16 protein-coding genes are annotated in these 17384 nt (G+C 73.1%); 9 read left to right on the forward strand and 7 right to left on the reverse strand.

Annotated features, from left to right (window positions below; translation table 11 throughout):
* Positions 1 to 175 precede the first annotated feature (175 nt).
* The 5 genes from ROT00_RS10670 (at position 176) to ROT00_RS10690 (ending at position 5291) form a co-directional block, all read left to right on the forward strand.
* A complete protein-coding gene (locus ROT00_RS10670; protein ID WP_404774701.1) occupies positions 176 to 1543 on the forward strand; it encodes a glutamine synthetase family protein in 1368 nt (455 codons plus the stop codon).
* Entirely contained in the window at positions 1524 to 2336 is an 813-nt protein-coding gene (locus ROT00_RS10675) for a gamma-glutamyl-gamma-aminobutyrate hydrolase family protein (RefSeq protein ID WP_404774703.1), read from the forward strand. Before ROT00_RS10670 ends, ROT00_RS10675 begins: the two co-directional genes overlap by 20 nt.
* Positions 2333 to 3688: an aldehyde dehydrogenase family protein gene (locus ROT00_RS10680; RefSeq protein ID WP_404774705.1), complete on the forward strand. Its 1356-nt coding sequence runs from the start codon at positions 2333 to 2335 to the stop codon at positions 3686 to 3688. Before ROT00_RS10675 ends, ROT00_RS10680 begins: the two co-directional genes overlap by 4 nt.
* A gap of 69 nt (positions 3689 to 3757) precedes the next feature.
* Positions 3758 to 4546, forward strand: coding sequence for a 3-oxoacyl-ACP reductase (locus tag ROT00_RS10685; protein ID WP_404774707.1), 789 nt, complete (start codon positions 3758 to 3760; stop codon positions 4544 to 4546).
* 10 nt (positions 4547 to 4556) lie between these two features.
* Positions 4557 to 5291, forward strand: coding sequence for a FadR/GntR family transcriptional regulator (locus ROT00_RS10690; protein ID WP_404774709.1), 735 nt, complete (start codon positions 4557 to 4559; stop codon positions 5289 to 5291).
* A gap of 106 nt (positions 5292 to 5397) precedes the next feature.
* Here the strand turns inward: ROT00_RS10690 and ROT00_RS10695 are convergent, their stop codons facing one another.
* From ROT00_RS10695 to ROT00_RS10705, 3 genes are all read right to left on the reverse strand, one after another.
* Complete coding sequence (locus tag ROT00_RS10695) at positions 5398 to 5742, reverse strand: hypothetical protein (protein ID WP_404774710.1); 345 nt, start codon at positions 5740 to 5742, stop codon at positions 5398 to 5400.
* 89 nt (positions 5743 to 5831) lie between these two features.
* On the reverse strand, positions 5832 to 7301 hold the full coding sequence (locus tag ROT00_RS10700; protein WP_404774712.1) for a glycerol-3-phosphate dehydrogenase/oxidase: 1470 nt from the start codon (positions 7299 to 7301) through the stop codon (positions 5832 to 5834).
* Positions 7298 to 7906 (reverse strand): TetR/AcrR family transcriptional regulator, encoded by a 609-nt coding sequence (locus tag ROT00_RS10705; protein WP_404774714.1) that lies wholly within the window; start codon positions 7904 to 7906, stop codon positions 7298 to 7300. The genes ROT00_RS10700 and ROT00_RS10705 overlap by 4 nt, the downstream gene beginning before the upstream one ends.
* A gap of 20 nt (positions 7907 to 7926) precedes the next feature.
* Between ROT00_RS10705 and ROT00_RS10710 the strand changes: the two genes are divergently transcribed.
* From ROT00_RS10710 to ROT00_RS10725, 4 genes are all read left to right on the forward strand, one after another.
* Entirely contained in the window at positions 7927 to 9561 is a 1635-nt protein-coding gene (locus ROT00_RS10710; protein ID WP_404774716.1) for an FAD-binding oxidoreductase, read from the forward strand.
* The gene (locus tag ROT00_RS10715) at positions 9558 to 10493 is read left to right on the forward strand and encodes a YegS/Rv2252/BmrU family lipid kinase (RefSeq protein ID WP_404774718.1); all 936 of its coding nucleotides are present in this window, start codon (positions 9558 to 9560) and stop codon (positions 10491 to 10493) included. Before ROT00_RS10710 ends, ROT00_RS10715 begins: the two co-directional genes overlap by 4 nt.
* Complete coding sequence (locus ROT00_RS10720) at positions 10490 to 12139, forward strand: GMC family oxidoreductase (protein WP_404774720.1); 1650 nt, start codon at positions 10490 to 10492, stop codon at positions 12137 to 12139. Before ROT00_RS10715 ends, ROT00_RS10720 begins: the two co-directional genes overlap by 4 nt.
* 211 nt (positions 12140 to 12350) lie before the next feature.
* Positions 12351 to 13637 (forward strand): uracil-xanthine permease family protein, encoded by a 1287-nt coding sequence (locus ROT00_RS10725; RefSeq protein WP_404774721.1) that lies wholly within the window; start codon positions 12351 to 12353, stop codon positions 13635 to 13637.
* Positions 13638 to 13715: 78 nt separating this feature from the next.
* On the opposite strand, the gene ROT00_RS10730 is transcribed toward ROT00_RS10725, so the two are convergent.
* The 4 genes from ROT00_RS10730 to ROT00_RS10745 all read right to left on the reverse strand — a co-directional run bounded on the left by ROT00_RS10730 (position 13716) and on the right by ROT00_RS10745 (position 17375).
* Positions 13716 to 15182: an NCS2 family permease gene (locus ROT00_RS10730; RefSeq protein WP_404774723.1), complete on the reverse strand. Its 1467-nt coding sequence runs from the start codon at positions 15180 to 15182 to the stop codon at positions 13716 to 13718.
* A gap of 76 nt (positions 15183 to 15258) precedes the next feature.
* A complete protein-coding gene (locus tag ROT00_RS10735) occupies positions 15259 to 15609 on the reverse strand; it encodes a peptidase (RefSeq protein ID WP_404774725.1) in 351 nt (116 codons plus the stop codon).
* A complete protein-coding gene (locus ROT00_RS10740; RefSeq protein ID WP_404774726.1) occupies positions 15606 to 16784 on the reverse strand; it encodes an inorganic phosphate transporter in 1179 nt (392 codons plus the stop codon). The genes ROT00_RS10735 and ROT00_RS10740 overlap by 4 nt, the downstream gene beginning before the upstream one ends.
* Positions 16785 to 16892: 108 nt before the next feature.
* Positions 16893 to 17375 (reverse strand): 8-oxo-dGTP diphosphatase, encoded by a 483-nt coding sequence (locus ROT00_RS10745; RefSeq protein ID WP_404774728.1) that lies wholly within the window; start codon positions 17373 to 17375, stop codon positions 16893 to 16895.
* Positions 17376 to 17384 lie beyond the last annotated feature (9 nt).

Consider the following 17384-nt stretch of genomic DNA (forward strand, 5'->3'; position numbering starts at 1 on the left):
GGGTGCGGTGTGTTGGCCACGATGATAGGGGCGTCAATGGTCGGCCGTACAGACCTTTTGCGAAGAAATATCCTGGAAACATCCAGATCGACTGCGAGGCATCCATTCCCAGCTACGCCAGCTCATGATGTAATGGTCGCCACAACCGACCATTCCACTCGAGGAGGAGCATCGAATGTCGGCACCAACGGGACACCTCACGCTCGATCAGCTGCGCCAGGCGATCGCCGACGACCACGTCGACACGATCATCGTCTCGTTCACCGACATGCAGGGCCGGCTCGTCGGCAAGCGGGTCTCGGCCCGGCTGTTCCTGGAGGACGCCGCCGCGCACGGCGTCGAGGCGTGCAACTACCTCCTCGCCGTCGACGTGGAGATGAACACCGTCGACGGCTACGCGATGTCGAGCTGGGAGCGCGGCTACGGGGACATGGCGCTCATCCCCGACTTCGCGACGCTCCGGATGGCGCCGTGGCTCCAGCAGACGGCGATCGTCACCGCCGATCTCCGGTGGCTCGACGGCTCCCCCGTCGAGCCCTCGCCCCGACGCATCCTGCAGCGCCAGCTCGAGCGGCTCGCCGAGCGCGGGCTCACCGCCTTCGTCGGCACCGAGCTCGAGTTCATCGTCTTCGACGACTCCTACCGCGAGGCCTGGCGCAAGGGCTACCGCGAGCTCACGCCCGCGAGCGACTACAACATCGACTACGCGCTCCTCGCGTCCACGCGCATGGAACCGCTCCTGCACGACATCCGCCGCTCGATGGAGGGCGCCGGGATGTACTGCGAGGGCGTGAAGGGCGAGTGCAACTTCGGCCAGCAGGAGATCGCCTTCCGCTACGCCGACGCGCTCACCACCTGCGACAACCACTCGCTCTACAAGAACGGCGCGAAGGAGATCGCCGACCGGCACGGCAAGGCGCTCACCTTCATGGCGAAGTACGACGAACGCGAGGGGAACAGCTGCCACATCCACATCTCGCTCCGCGGCGCCGACGGTGCAGCGGTCTTCGCCGACGAGTCGGCACCGCACGGGATGTCGAAGCTGTTCCGGCACTTCCTCGCGGGCCAGCTCGCCGCGATGCGCGAGCTCACCCTGTTCTCGGCGCCGAACATCAACTCCTACAAGCGCTACGTCGCGGGCAGCTTCGCGCCGACCGCCATCGCCTGGGGCCTCGACAACCGCACCTGCGCGCTCCGCGTCGTCGGGCACGGGCACGGCATGCGGGTCGAGAACCGCGTCCCCGGCGGCGATGTGAACCAGTACCTCGCGGTCGCCGCGCTCATCGCGGCCGGGCTGCACGGCATCGAGCAGGAGCTCGAGCCCGACGAGCTGTTCGCCGGCAACGCCTACGAGTCGGACGTCGCGCGCGTGCCGGCGACGCTCCGCGAGTCCGCGGAGCTCTTCGCCTCCTCGGCGATCGCGCGCGAGGCCTTCGGCGACGAGGTCGTCGAGCACTACCTGAACAACGCGCGCGTCGAGCTCGCCGCCTACGACGCGGCCGTCACGGACTGGGAGCGGGTGCGTGGCTTCGAACGTCTCTGAGCCGGCCGGCGGCCCCGCGGCGAGCGCGGCGCCCGTGATCGGCATCACCACCTACCTCGAGCAGGCCCGGACCGGCGTGTGGGACGTGCCAGCATCCTTCCTGCCGAAGGTCTACCTCGACGCCGTGACGGACGCGGGCGGCATCGCCGTGCTGCTGCCGCCCCAGCCCGCGGGCAGTGAGGTCGCGCACGCCGTGCTGGCCGCGATCGACGGGCTCATCGTGTCGGGCGGCGCCGACGTCGATCCCGCCCGCTACGGACAGCCGGCGCACGAGCGCACCGGAGCACCCCGCACCGACCGCGACGACTGGGAGGATGCGCTGCTCACGGCGGCCATCGCCGACGGCGTGCCGTTCCTCGGCATCTGCCGCGGCGCGCAGATGCTGAACGTCGCCCTCGGCGGCACCCTGCACCAGCATCTGCCCGACGTCGTCGGCACCGAGGCGTACCAGCCCGCACCCGCCGTGTTCGGGGAGACGACCGTGCGGGTGGAGCCCGGCTCCCGACTCGCCGGCCTCGTCGGCGTGACCGAGGAGCTGCCGGTGCACGTCTACCACCACCAGGCGCTCGACCGGGTCGCCGAGGGGCTCGTCGTCACCGCCACGAGCGACGACGGCGTCATCGAGGCGGTCGAGCTGCCCGCTGCGCCCTTCGGCGTGGCCGTGCAGTGGCACCCCGAGGAGAACGCCCGCGACCGACGGCTCTTCGCCGGACTCGTCGACGCCGCCCGCGCGCACCGGGCCGCGCGCGGCGGCCCGGCCGCCGCCCCCGCCACCGAGAGGACCGCGCCATGACGCACACCATCGTGAACCCCGCCGACGAGCAGTTCGTCACGACCGTCGAGGGTGCCGACGAGGCGCAGACGGATGCCGCGATCGCGGCCGCCGCCCGCGCACAGCGCGACTGGGCCGCTGCGGCCCCCGCCGACCGGGCCCGCGCCCTCCGCCGCTTCGCCGAGGCCGTCGACGGCGCCGTGGAGGAGCTCGCCGCCATCGAGGTGCGGAACTCGGGGCATCCGATCGGCCAGGCCCGCTGGGAGGCCGGGCACGTCCGCGACGTCCTCGAGTACTACTCGGCGGCCCCCGAGCGCCTCTTCGGGCGGCAGATCCCGGTCGCGGGCGGCCTCGACGTCACGTTCCAGGAGCCGCTCGGCGTCGTCGGCGTGATCACGCCCTGGAACTTCCCCATGACGATCGCCTCCTGGGGCTTCGCCCCGGCGCTCGCCGCCGGGAACGCCGTCGTGCTGAAGCCCGCCGAGTGGACCCCGCTCACGAGCCTCCGGCTCGCCGAGATCGCACTCGAGTCGGGGCTCCCTGAGGGACTCTTCCAGGTGATCCCCGGCAAGGGATCGGTCGTCGGCGAGCGCTTCGTGACGAACGAGACCGTGCGGAAGGTCGTCTTCACCGGCTCGACCGAGGTCGGGCAGCGGATCATGGCCGGCTGCGCGGCGCAGGTGAAGCGGGTGACCCTCGAGCTCGGCGGCAAGAGCGCGAACATCGTCTTCGCCGACGCCGACCTCGAACGGGCCGCGGCCACCGCGCCGTACGGCGTCTTCGAGAACGCCGGGCAGGACTGCTGCGCCCGCAGCCGCATCCTCGTCGAGCGGAGCGTCTACGAGCGCTTCCTCGAACTGCTCGAGCCGGCGGTGCAGGGCGTGAAGGTCGGCGATCCCCGCGACGAGGCCACCGAGATGGGGCCGCTCGTCGCGGCCGCGCACCGCGACCGGGTGCGCGAGTTCGTCCCCGACGATCGGGAGGTCGCGTTCCGCGGCACGGCGCCCGACGGACCGGGCTTCTGGTACCCGCCGACCGTGCTCACCCCCGCTCGGGACGCCCGCACCGCGACCGAGGAGATCTTCGGCCCGGTCGTCTCCGTCTTCCCCTTCGACGACGAGGCCGACGCGGTCTCCTTCGCGAACGCGAGCCGCTTCGGCCTCTCCGGCTCGATCTGGACCCGCGACATCGGCCGGGGCATCCGCGTCGCCCGCGGCGTCGAATCGGGGAACCTCTCCGTGAACTCGCACTCCTCGGTGCGCTACTCGACCCCGTTCGGCGGCTTCAAGCAATCCGGACTCGGCCGCGAACTGGGGCCGGACGCGCCCGCCGCCTTCACGGAGACGAAGAACGTCTTCATCGCCGTCGACTGACCGACCACGACCGAGCCGCCCCACGCGCACCGCACCACCGTTCGACCACCGCACACCCCAGGGAGCACCATGACCGTCACCCCGATCGACCTCGCCCAGCGCCTCGCCGGGCGGGTCGCCGTCATCACCGGCGGCGCCTCCGGCATCGGCCTCGCCACCGCCCGCCGACTCGCCGCCGAGGGCGCGAAGGTCGTCATCGGCGACCTCGACCCGGGGAGCGGCGCCGCAGCGGCCGCCGAGGTCGAGGGACTCTTCGTGCAGGTCGACGTGACCGACGAGGCCCAGGTGAACCACCTCTTCGACGAGGCCGCCCGCGTGTACGGCTCGGTCGACATCGCCTTCAACAACGCCGGCATCTCCCCGCCCGACGACGACTCCATCGAGACCACCGAGCTGCCGGCCTGGGAGAAGGTGCAGGACGTCAATCTCAAGAGCGTGTACCTGTGCTCGCGCGCCGCACTCCGGCACATGGTCGCCCAGGGCCGGGGCTCGATCATCAACACCGCCTCCTTCGTCGCGGTGCTCGGCTCGGCGACCTCGCAGATCTCGTACACGGCGTCGAAGGGCGGCGTGCTGGCGATGAGCCGCGAGCTCGGCGTGCAGTTCGCCCGGCAGGGCATCCGGGTGAACGCCCTCTGCCCCGGCCCCGTGAACACGCCGCTCCTGCAGGAGCTGTTCGCGAAGGACCCGGAGCGCGCGCAGCGCCGCCTCGTGCACGTCCCCGTCGGGCGCTTCGCGAACCCGGAGGAGCTCGCCGCGGCGGTCGCCTTCCTCGCGAGCGACGACGCCTCGTTCATCACGGGCTCGACCTTCCTCGTCGACGGCGGCATCAGCGCCGCGTACGTCACTCCCCTCTAGGCTCGAGGACATGGAACGCCAGGGTGAGGAGCCGGCCGGCATGCTCGATGCCGGCCTGCTCCTCCGACCCGCGCGGCCGGCGAACGCGTTCGAGGAGACCGTGCAGCGGCTGCTGCAGACGATCCGGCTCGGGCTCATCGCGCCCGGCGAACGCCTGCCCGCCGAGCGCGAGCTCGCGGCGACCCTCGAGGTGAGCCGCGACACCCTGCGCGAGGCGATCGGCTCGCTCGCCGAAGCCGGCTGGGTCGTCGCCCGGCGCGGTCGCTACGGCGGCACCTTCGTCTCCGACCCGTTGCCCGAGCCCGGTCCCGGCGTTCCCCGGCCGATCGACCGGCAGCGCCTCGACGACACCCTCGCGCTCCGTGCGGTGGTGGAGGTCGGCGTCGCGCGCCGGGCCGCGGAGAGCGAGCTCAGCGCGGTCGACCGGGAGCGCCTCTGGCAAGCGCACCTCGCCTGCGGGCAGGCGGACGAGGCGGGCTACCGGGTGGCGGACTCCCGTCTGCACCTCGTCATCGCCGAGGTCGTCGGCGCCGAGTCGGTGACCCCGCTTGTCGCCGAGGTGCGGATGCGGATCAATGAACTGCTCGACGGCATCCCCCTGCTCGCGCCGAACATCGCGCACTCGGACGAGCAGCACGGGGCCATCGTCTCGGCGATCCTGCAAGGCAGCGCCGACGAGGCGGCCCAGGCGATGGCCGAGCACCTCATCGGCACCGAGGCGCTGCTCCGCGGCTTCTACGGCTGAGCTCGGCCGCTCGGCCCACCGGGGCCCGCCTCGGCCCACCGGGGCCGCCTCGGCCGGACGCACCGGAGGGGCGCGCCGTGCGGCGCGCCCCTCCGGTGGTGGTCGCTCAGAAGGCGAACGGCAGGAACGGCAGGGCGAGCGCTCCGAAGGCGAGCATCCCGAAGCCGACGAGCACGGTGCCGACGAGCATGACGGCGTTCAGCACGATGCCCCAGATGGCCATCGTGCGCGATGCGGGCTCGCGCTGCAGGCCGACGATGCCGAGGATGAGGCCGCCGACCGGCACCAGGAAAGTGAATCCGGCGACGATCGACACGAGGCCGAGCACGAGGCTGGCGATCGAGAACCCGTTCGTCTCGGCGGCGGGCGCCTGGGACTGTGCCGGGGCGGCCTGCTGGGCCGCGCCCGCCGGGTGGACGGGGCTGACGGTGGGATCGATGGTGGTGGTCATGGCATCCACGCTACGGATCGGCCGGGGCCTGCGGTATGGGGATATCCCCCGGTTCTTCCCTGAGAGCGACCCGAGCGAGCGGTGCGGGTTCACCCCTCCGCGAGCGTCGCCGCGACGAGCTCCTCGACCGCGGGCAGGCAGCGCGCGCGGTCGGCCGGGACGAGCCCGATCCGCGTCCGTCGATCGAGGACGTCGGCGGCGGTGAGCGCCCCCTCGGCGCGGACCGCGTACTCGACGTCGGCACGGGTCACGCCGACCCCGTCGGCGATGGGCTCGGCGGCATCGCGCAGCGCCGAGTGCGCGAGCGCGTCGTCGACGGCGACGAGGCGGAGGCCGGCCGTCCGGCTCGGGGATGCCGCAAGGCCCCGGGTGGCGACGACGAGGTCGACGGCGTCCTCCGCCATCCGCCGGTAGGTCGTCAGCTTGCCGCCGAGCACGGAGACGAAGCCGGCGTCCGCGACCGCGACGAGGTGACGGCGCGAGATGTCGGCGGTGCGATCGGCCCCGCTGTCGATGAGCGGCCGGAGCCCGGCGAACGCGCCGAGCACCTGCTCGCGCCGCACGGGCGTCGCGACGACGCGGTTCAGGCTCGCGAGGAGGAAGGCGATCTCCGGCTCCGTGGGCGTCGGCACCTCCGGCACCGGGCCGGGGGCGTCCTCGTCGGTGAGTCCGACGATGACGCGCCCGTCGCGCTGCGGTAGCGCGAACACGTAGCGGCTGATCGAGCCCTCGTGCGGGATGGTCAGCGCCGCCTCCGGATGTCCGAGCACCGCGCCGTCGAGCACCAGGTGAGTGCCCCGGCTCGGCCGCACGGCGATCGCGCCGTCGAGCCCGCCCGCCCAGACGCCGGTGGCGTTCACCACGGCCCGCGCGCGGAGCTCGAAGCGCTCGCCGCTCAGTCCGTCCTGCACGGCGGCGCCGTCGGCGCGGAGCTCGAGCGCGCGGACCCGGGTGAGGATCCGCGCCCCGTGCGCGGCGGCCGTGCGGGCCACGGTGACGACGAGCTTCGCATCGTCGACGAGCTGGCCGTCGAAGGAGAGCATGCCGCCCCGGAGCCCCCGGCGCTCGAGCGCGGGCACGAGTCGGCGCGCGCTGCGCGGCGTGACGAGCCTCGGCGGGGGCAGGACGGCGCGGGGCGTGCGCGCCTGGAGGCGGAGGAGGTCGCCGAGCCCCAGGCCGACCGCGCCGGCCGTGCGCTGGCGGTGCGTGACGCCCGGCAGGAACGGCAGGAGCTGCGGCAGCGGGCGGATGAGGTGCGGCGCGATGGCGGTCATCAGGAAGTGCCGTTCGGCGGCGCTCTCTCGGGCCGTGGCGACGTCGCCCGTCGCGAGGTAGCGGAGGCCGCCGTGCACGAGCTTCGAGCTCCAGCGGCTCGTGCCGAAGGCGAGGTCCTCGGCTTCGACGAGGACGACCCGGAGCCCGCGCGAGGCCGCGTCGAGGGCGACCCCCGTGCCGGTGATGCCCCCGCCGACGACGAGGAGGTCGGCGGTCTCCTCGGCGGCCCGACCGAGCTCGCGGCGACGGCGCCGGGCGTCGAGCCGGGCGTTCGACCCGGTCATGGCCGCAGGTGCCCGTCGAGCGCCGCGCGGAGCTCGCGCTCCCAGGCGTCCTCGTCGATGAGCTCCGTGACGGTGCCGTGCGAGAGCACCGCGGACTGCGCGATGAGCAGCAGCATCACCGCGATCTCCTGCGGGTCGCCCCGGCGCACGGTGCCGTCGTCCTGCGCGGCCGCGATCGCCCTGGCGAGCCAGCCCAGGATCCGCCGCTGGCTCGAGCCGACGCGCTGCAGGGTGTACCTCGTGAACGCCTCGGGCTCGTCGTCGAGCAGCCGGCCGTAGACCGCGTCGGCGCGGAAGCGGGCGGAGAAGCGCAGCACGTCGTCGACGAGGCCCGCGCGCGTCGTCGCGGGCGTCTCGAAGGCGTCCAGGATGCGGATGACCCGGCGCAGCAGGGCCGAACGCACCACGTCGTCGGCGTCGCTCCAGCTGCGGTAGACGGTCGGCCGGCTGAGCCCCGAGCGGCGGGAGAGCTCGGCGATCGTCACCCCGCCGACACCGCGGCGGCGGATGAGCTCGTCGGCGGCGTCGAGCACGCGCGACTGCGTCGCGTCCCAGGCCGGCGGTTCCCGGTCGAACGAGGCGTCGACTGCTTGACGTTCTTCCATGATCTGTCACACTGTAACGCATGGACGATCAGTTCGACAGGGTCGACGCCGACCCGCCGATGCGGTGGAACGGCTGGGGCGACCCCGCCAAGGCGAAGGAGCTCCCGCTCGCCGTCCGCGCGCTGCTCCCGCTCCTGCTCGGACGGGTGCGGCGCCCCGAGCCCGCCGTGCCGATCGACGCCGTCCGTCTCGCCGCGCCGGCCCTCACCGCCGACGATCTCGCCGCCCTGCGCCTGGCCGTCGGGGACGCCCACGTCGACGGCTCGCAGGAGGCCCGCCTCAGGCACGCGGGCGGCCGGTCGACGCCGGACCTCCTGCGCCGCCGCGCCGCCGAGCAGCTCGCGCCGGACGCGGTCGTCCGGCCCGGAAGCCACGAGGAGGTGCTCGCCTGCCTGCGGCTCGCGAGCGAACGGGGGCTCGCGGTCATCCCCTTCGGCGGCGGCACGAGCGTCGTCGGCGCCCTCGACCCCGAGCGCGGGACGCACCGCGCGGTCGTGAGCCTCGACCTCCGCCGGCTCTCGGGGCTCCTCGCCCTCGACGAGCTGAGCGGCGAGGCGGTGCTCGCCGCGGGCACCACGGGACCCGAGGCCGAGGCGCTCCTCGCGGCGCACGGCTTCGAGCTCGGCCACTACCCGCAGAGCTTCCGCTACGCGACCATCGGCGGATTCGCCGCAGCCCGCTCCTCCGGCCAGAACTCCGCCGGCTACGGCCGTTTCGACGCCATGGTCACCGGCCTCCGCGTCGCGACGCCGACCGGCGAGCTCGAACTCGGCCGCTCCCCCGGCTCCGCCGCCGGGCCCGACCTCGTCCGCGTGTTCCTCGGCTCGGAGGGCATTTTCGGCATCATCACCGAGGTCCGGCTGCGCGTGCACCGGACCCCGAGCGAGCGCGTCTTCGAGGCCTGGACGTTCCCCGACTTCGCGTCGGGCGCGGAGGGGCTCCGACACGTCGCCCAGCGCGGCGGGGGCCCCACCGTCATCCGCCTGTCCGACGAGGCGGAGACGGCGGTGAGCCTCGCCCAGCTCGGCAAGATCGGCAAGGTGCTCGCGAAGGGCGCGAGCGCCGTCACCGTCTACGAGGGCGACGATCTCGAGCATCGGCGCGCCCGCACCGCCGAGCTGCTCCGCGCCGCGGGCGGCAGCTCCTCCGGCGCCGGGGCGGCATCCGACTGGCTGGAGGGTCGGTTCGACGGCCCGTACCTGCGCGACGCGCTGCTCGACGCCGGGGTGTTCTGCGAGACGCTCGAGACGGCGACCACCTGGGCGAGGCTGCCGGCGCTGCGCGAGGCCGTCGAACGCACCCTCCGCGACGGGCTCGCCGCGGCCGGCGCGAAGTCGTACGTCATGTGCCACGTCTCGCACGTCTACCCGACCGGCGCCTCGCTCTACTTCACCGTCCTCGCGGGCATCCGCGACGAGCCGCTCGCGGTGTGGGACCGGGTGAAGGCCGCCGTGAACGACGCCATCCTCGCCGCCGGGGGCACCATCAGCCACCACCACGCGGTCGGTCGCGACCACGCGCCGTGGCTGCCCGACGAGATCGGCGACACCGGCATCCGCATCCTCCGGGCGATCAAGCGCGAACTCGACCCGAACGCCGTCCTCAACCCCGGCGCGGTCATCCAGCCGGGTCCCGAACCGAGCCGGGCGGGATGACGGTGGGCGGGCACATCGCGGTGCTGGCCAACCCGTTCGCCGGGAAGGGGCGCGGACGAGCGGCCGCCGCGACGGCGATCGCCGGGCTCCGTGCGCGCGGGGCCGAGGTGCGCAGCTACGAGGGCGGCTCGGCGGCCGACACCGCGGCGCTCGCCGCCCGGGCGCTCGAGGAGGCGCCGACGGCCCTCGTGGTCGTCGGCGGCGACGGCACCCTCTCCGGCATCCTCGAGCTGCTGCTCCTCGCCGAGACGCCCGTCGTCCTCGTACCGGCGGGCACCGGCAACGACCTCGCCCGGGCCCTGCGACTCCCCCGCGACGACGCCGCGGCCGCCGCCGCGCTCGCGCTCACCGGCACCGCGCGGGTGATCGACGTCGGCGAGGTGCGCAGCGGCGGCCGGTCCCGGCCCTTCCTCACGGTCGCCGCGCTCGGCTTCGACGCGAAGGTCAGCGACCGCACGAACCGGCTGCGCTGGCCGCACGGCGCGCTCCGGTATTACCTCGCGCTCGCGATCGAGCTCGTCCGGTTGCGCCCGATGGACTTCACGATCCGGATCGACGGCGAGGACGCGACCCACGCGCCGGGCACGCTCGTGGCCGTCGGGAACACCGAGAGCTACGGCGGCGGGATGCCGGTGTGCGTCGGCGCCCTGCCCGACGACGGGCTCCTCGACGTGGTGCACGTGGCCCCGCTCACGAGGCTCCGTCTCGTCCGGCTGTTCCCCCTGCTCCTCCGCGGCCGCCACGACCGGCGGCCCGAGGTGACCCATCGACGCGGCCGCGAGGTGCGCGTCTCGGCCCCGGGGCTCACCGTCTACGCGGACGGCGAGCGCGTCGGCAGCGGCGACTGCGAGATCGTCTCGCGCGCCGGCGCGCTGCGCATCATGGTGCCGGACGAGCGCGGGCTCGCCGGAGACGAGGGAGGCCGGGGATGACGGCGGAGCGCACCTTCGACGAGGACGTCGTCGTGGTCGGCTCGGGCTTCGGCGGCTCGGTCGCCGCGCTCCGGCTGGCGGAGAAGGGCTATCGCGTCCGCGTCTACGAGGCCGGCCGGCGCTTCGAGGACGCGGACTTCGCGAAGACGAGCTGGAACCTGCGCCGCTATCTCTGGGCGCCCGCGCTCGGCTGCTACGGCGTGCAGCGCATCCACCGGCTGCCGCACGTGATGATCCTCGCCGGCGCCGGGGTCGGCGGCGGCTCGCTGAACTACGCCAACACCCTCTACGAGCCGGGGCCCGGCTTCTTCGCCGACCCGCAGTGGCGCGGGCTCGCGGACTGGGGCGCGGAGCTCGCGCCGCACTACGCCACCGCGAAGCGGATGCTCGGCGTCGTCGAGCGCTACCCGCACACGGGGCCGGTCGAACGGATCATGGCCGGCGCGGCCGCCGACCTCGGCGTCGGCGACACCTTCCGGCGGGCCCCGGTCGGCGTCTGGTTCGGGCGCCCCGGCGAGCGCACGGCCGACCCGTTCTTCGGCGGCGAGGGGCCGGATCGCACCGGCTGCACCCTCTGCGGCAACTGCATGGTCGGCTGCCGGGTCGGCGCGAAGAACACCCTGATGAAGAACTACCTGGCGCTCGCCGAGCGCCGCGGCGTCGTCATCGAAGCGCTCCGCACCGTCAGCGAGGTGCGCGAGCTGCCGGGCGGCGGCTTCGCCGTGACCACCCGGCGCACCGGCGCACGGATCCGCCCCGCGACGCGCACCGCGACGGCCGAACGGGTCGTGCTCGCCGCCGGCACCTGGGGCACGCAGCAGCTCCTGCACCGGATGAAGCACTCCGGCGCGCTCCCTCGTATCTCCGACGCCGTGGGCCGGCTCACGCGGACGAACTCCGAGGCCCTCGACGGCGCGGTGGCGACGGCGGTGCCCGGCTCGCTCGGGCTCGCGCACGGCGTCGCGATCACGACGTCTTTCCACGTCGACGAGCGCACCCACGTCGAGAACGTGCGCTACGGCCCCGGCTCGAACCTGATGGGCGCGCTCGCTACGGTCATGGTGCCGGGCGAACTGCCGCTCGGGCGTCGGCTCGGACGGGCCGCGGGGCTGCTCCTGCGCTCGCCGCTCCGCCAGTTCCGGCTCGCGTCGCTCCACCGCTGGAGCGAGCGGGGCATCATCGCCCTCGTCATGCAGACCGCCGACAACTCGCTGACCCTCTCGCTCCGCCGCCGCTTCGGACGGCTGCGGCTCACGAGCGCGCAGGGCCACGGCGAGCCGAACCCGAGTCATCTCCCGGAGGCGCACCGCGCGGCCGAGGCCATCGCGGCCCGGATGAGCGAGGCGGGCGGCGTGCCCGCCGAGGCGCGGGGATCCTGGCCGGAGGTGTTCGGCATCCCGCTGACGGCGCACTTCCTCGGCGGCGCGCCGATCTCCGCGGCACCCGCCGACGGCGTCGTCGACGCGTACCACCGGGTGTGGGGGCATCCCGGGCTCTCGGTCGTCGACGGCGCGGCGGTGCCCGCGAACCCGGGCGTGAACCCCTCGCTCACGATCACCGCGCTCGCCGAGCGCGCGCTCTCGCACTGGCCGCGGGCCGGGGCGGGCGACGAACGGCCGAGCCAGGACGAGCTACTCGCCCGCTGAGCCGCCGCGCCGCGCGAGCGGACCGCCTCCGCCCGCCGCGCGCGCGGCGTACCGCCGTGGCGCGCCACTCCGCCGATCGAATGAGCGACACAGGGCCCTCCGCTTCGCTATGCTCCGATGCAGCGCACGGCCCCGGCCGCACGCCCCGCCCGCCCCAGCTCCGTCGCGCGATCCGCGACGACGGGCACCCCCACGATGCGATCGGAGCCCCATGGCACTCCCCTGGACCCTTCACGGCGACGGCAAGACCGTCGCACCGGGCGAGGTCGTCGCCCCCGGCGAACGCCTGAGCTGGCCGCGCACGATCGGACTCGGCGCGCAGCACGTCGTCGCGATGTTCGGCGCGACCTTCCTCGTCCCGCTGCTCACCGGCTTCCCGCCGGCGACGACGGTGCTCTTCTCCGGCATCGGCACGATCCTCTTCCTCCTCCTCACCCAGAACCGGCTCCCCAGCTACCTCGGGTCCTCGTTCGCGTTCATCGCCCCGGTGACGGCCGCGCTCGCCTCCGAGCAGGCGGCCGACCCGATGGGCGCCGCGCTCTTCGGCATCGTCGCCGTCGGGGTGATGCTCGCCCTCATCGGCGGGCTCGTGATCTGGACCGGCACGGGCTGGATCGACGCGCTCATGCCGCCCATCGTGGCCGGTGCGATCGTCGCGCTCATCGGTCTGAACCTCGCCCCGGCGGCGAAGTTCAACTTCGACCAGGCACCGGTGACCGCGCTCATCACGCTCGGAGCGGTGCTGCTCACGACCGTGCTGTTCCGCGGCATCCTGGGCCGGATCTCGATCCTCATCGGCGTCGCCGTCGGCTACGTCGCCGCCGTCGTGCAGAACGAGGTCGACTTCACGAAGATCGATCAGGCGGCGTGGGTCGGGCTTCCCGAGTTCCACCTCGCGGGCAACCCCTTCGCCGACACCGCGCTCTGGGGGCTCCTGCCCGCCTTCCTGCCGATCGTGCTCGTGCTCATCGCCGAGAACGTCGGGCACGTCCGCGGCGTCGCCCAGATGACCGACCCCTCGGTCAACCGGCAGACCGGCCGGGCGCTCTTCGCCGACGGCATCGCGACGACGATCGCGGGCTTCTTCGGCGGCTCGGGCACGACGACGTACGGCGAGAACATCGGCGTCATGGCCGCGACCCGCGTGTACTCGACCGCGGCGTACTGGGTGGCGGGCTTCGTCGCGATCCTCCTCGGCCTCTCGCCGAAGTTCGGCGCGCTCGTGAACACCATCCCGGCGGGCGTGCTCGGCGGTGCGACGGTGGCGCTGTACGGCCTCATCGGCATCATCGGCGTGAAGATCTGGGTCGACAACAAGGTCGACTTCTCCCGCCCGGTGAACCAGTTCACCGCGGCGACGGCGCTCATCATCGGCATCGCGAACTTCACGATCGAGTTCGGCACCGTCGTCTTCAACGGCATCGCGCTCGGCACCGTCGCCGCGATCGTCGTCTACCACGCCATGAACGCGATCGGAAAGGCGCGCGGCACCGCGTAGGCGAGCCTCCCGCACGAACGACGGATGCCCCGGGCAGCAGCAGCTGCCCGGGGCATCCGTCGTTCCACGGGAGCCGGATCAGGCGAAGAGCGCCTCCACCGGCCCGCGCGCGAAGTACAGCAGGAAGCCGGCGGCCACGATCCACAGCAACGGGCTGATCTCCCGCGCCTTGCCGGCGAGCGAGCGCACCACGACCCAGGCGATGAAGCCCGCGCCGATGCCGTTCGCGATCGAGTAGGTGAGCGGCATGACCGTCACCGCGAGGAACACCGGCAGCAGCACCGAGAAGTCGCTGAAGTCGATGTACTTGATCTGCGCCATCATGAGCGCACCGACGATGACGAGCGCCGCGGCCGCGACCTCGGTCGGCACGATCGACACGAGCGGCGTGAAGAACATCGCCAGCAGGAACAGCGCACCCGTCACGAGGTTCGCGAATCCGGTGCGCGCGCCCTCGCCGATGCCGGCGCCCGACTCGATGAACACCGTGTTCGAGGAGCCCGAGGTGAATCCACCGGCGACGGCGCCGACGCCCTCGACGACGAGCGCCGACTTGATGCGCGGGAAGTCGCCCTTCGCGTCGGCGAGGTCGGCCTCCTTCGACAGGCCGGTCATCGTGCCCATGGCGTCGAAGAAGTTCGTGAAGACGAGCGTGAAGACGAGCATGAGCGCGGCCAGCACGCCGATGCGCTCGAAGGAGCCGAACGAGACCTGTCCGACGAGCGAGAGGTCGGGGAGGCTCACGGGCGATCCCGAGAGCTCGGGCACCGAGAGGCCCCACCCGTTCGGGTTCACAAGCTCGCCGTTCGCGATCTTCGGGCCGAGGTTCCAGATCGCCTCGATGACGACGGCGAGCACCGTGCCGGAGACGAGGCCGATGAGGATGCCGCCCTTCACCTTGCGCGCGACGAGCACGCCGGTGATGAGGAGCGTGAGGATGAACACGAGGCTCGGCACGGTCGCGACGGATCCGCCTGCGCCGAGGCCGACGGGCGGGGAGGCGACCCCGGTCGCGGTGACGAAGCCGGCGTCGACGAAGCCGATGAACGCGATGAACAGGCCGATGCCGACCGTGATCGCGAGCTTCAGCTGCATCGGCACGGCCGTGAAGATCATGCGCCGGAGGCCGGTGGCCGCGAGGAGCACGATCACGAGGCCGTTCACGATGACGAGGCCCATCGCCTCCGGCCAGGTGACCTGGCCGACGACGGACACCGCGAGGAAGGAGTTGATGCCGAGACCCGCGGCGAAGCCGAACGGCAGCCGGGCGACGAGGCCGAAGAGGATCGTCATGACGCCCGCGGTGAGGCCGGTCACGGCGGACAGCTGGGCGAAGCCGAGCTGGTTGCCGTCGACGTCGACGCCGGAAGACAGGATGATCGGGTTCAGGATCACGATGTACGCCATCGTCACGAAGGTGACGATGCCGCCGCGGATCTCGGTGCCGACGGTCGAGCCGCGGGCGGTGATCTCGAAGAAGCGGTCGAACGCGTTCTTCGGGGCCGGGTGCTGCGGAGCGTCCGCAGTCGGGGTGGTGGTCGTCATGGCTGCGCCTTCACTGGGGTCGCCGCGCTCGCGCGCGGAGGTGGGGAAACCGAAGGGTGGTGCAGCGACTCGGGCGTCAGGCCCCGCCGAAGAGCCGCGTGAGGTGCTCGCCGAGGATCAGGTAGATCCCGACGAGCACGGCGATCGCGCTCAGCGCGAAGCACGCCCACGCTCCGAAGAGCGCGAGTCGCTTCTGGCCTTCCGTGAGCGGACTCTTCTTGGCCGCCTTCGCCGCGCGCTTCGCTGCGGCTTTGATCTCGGCGGGCGTGACGATGGTGATGGCGTCGGTGAACTCGGCCGGCGTCACGAGCGGGGTGCGGCCCGACAGCGTGAGCAGGCGGATGCCGAGCGCGTACGCGCTGACGACGACGGATGCCCCGACGAGCGCGGAGAGCAGGACGATCAGGAATGCACCCCAGTCGATCACTTCTTCGCCTTCCGCTTGGGCTTCGGGTTGCGCTTGATCTTCACGGCGCGGCCGGAGTCGGCGACCTCCGAGACGACGTTGTGGTGCGAGACCTCGCTGCGGCGCGACCAGACGAAGATGCCGATGATCACGATCACGCCGACCACCGCGTCGATGATGACGCCGCCCACGCCGAGGTGCGCGACGAGCGCGGCGAGCGCCCCGACGGCGCCCGCGGCGGGCAGGGTCAGCAGCCAGCCGACGCCGATGCGCCCCGCGGTGCGCCAGCGCACCTTCGACCCGCGGCGGCCGAGGCCGGAGCCGATGACCGAGCCGGAGGCGACCTGCGTGGTGGAGAGGGCGAAGCCGACGTGGCTCGAGGCGAGGATCGTCGCGGCCGTCGCGGTCTCGGCCGCGAAGCCCTGCGCGGGCTTCACGTCGGTGAGCCCGGTGCCGAGCGTCTTGATGATGCGCCAGCCGCCCATGTAGGTGCCGAGGGCGATCGCGACCGCGCAGGTCACGATGACCCACCACTGCACGTCGCTGCCCGGCGACTGCAGGTTCGCGGCGACGAGGGTGAGGGTGATGACGCCCATCGTCTTCTGCGCGTCGTTCGTGCCGTGCGCGAGCGCGACGAGGGAGGAGGAGAAGATCTGCGCGTGGCGGAAGCCGTCGCGGCCGTCGGGCTTGCCGTCGTAGCGCCTCGTGATGGCGTAGGCGAGCTTCGTCGCGACGTAGGCGACGAGCCCGGCGGTGAGGGGCGCGAGGAGCGCCGGCAGGATCACCTTCGACACGACGACCGGGAAGTCGATCGCGCCGAGCCCGGCTCCGACGATGGCGGCGCCGATGAGGCCGCCGAAGAGGGCGTGGCTCGACGAGGACGGCAGCCCCATCAGCCAGGTGATCATGTTCCACACGACGGCGCCGATGAGGCCCGCGAAGACGAGCTCCGGGGTGATCAGCACCCCGCCGTCGCCCTCGCGGATGATGCCGCCCGAGATCGTCTTCGCGACCTCCGTCGAGAGGAACGCGCCGACCAGGTTCAGGATCGCGGCGAGCGTGACCGCGGTCTTCGGCCGGAGGGCCCCGGTGGCGATCGGTGTCGCCATGGCGTTCGCGGTGTCGTGGAAGCCGTTCGTGAAGTCGAAGAACAGCGCCAGTGCGATGACCAGCACGACGATGAGGGTGAGATCCACCGGCGCCTTTCTGTAGTGGACGCTGCCTCTTGTGATCGGTGAAGACGTTCACCAGAAGTTCATGGGGTAACACTTGCGGCCCCCGGGGAGGCCGCGCACCCGTCGATCCTACGCGACGGACGGGCCCGGTTCCACCACGGTCGCGAGATCGTCGCCGAACACGAACGCACGTTCGACACGACCGCCCGCGAGGACCCCGGGGAGCCAGCGGGACGCGTCGTCCCACATGCGTTCGAGCGGCACCTCGTCGACCGCGAACCACTCGGGATCGAGCTCGTCGGAGCCGCGCGGATCGCCCCGCCAGTCGCGGCAGACGAACACGTGCGAGCGCTGGCTCCACGCCTCCCGGCTCGGGAAGCGGTAGTCGATGACGCCCCGGCGCTCGAGCGCTCCGGCGGCCACCACGAGCCCAACCTCCTCCTCGACCTCGCGGATGCACGCGGCCTCGGGGCTCTCCCCCGGCTCGAGCTTGCCGCCGGGGGCGACGAGCCGGCCCGCGCCGAGCCCGTGCTTCTTCCGGCCGAGGAGCACCTCCCAGCGCCCCGCCCGCTCGCGGAGCAGGTAGCAGACGCAGACCTCGGGGTGCGGCATCCGTCGCCC

It is taken from the genome of Agromyces mediolanus (assembly GCF_044917495.1).
Taxonomy (GTDB): domain Bacteria; phylum Actinomycetota; class Actinomycetes; order Actinomycetales; family Microbacteriaceae; genus Agromyces; species Agromyces mediolanus_B.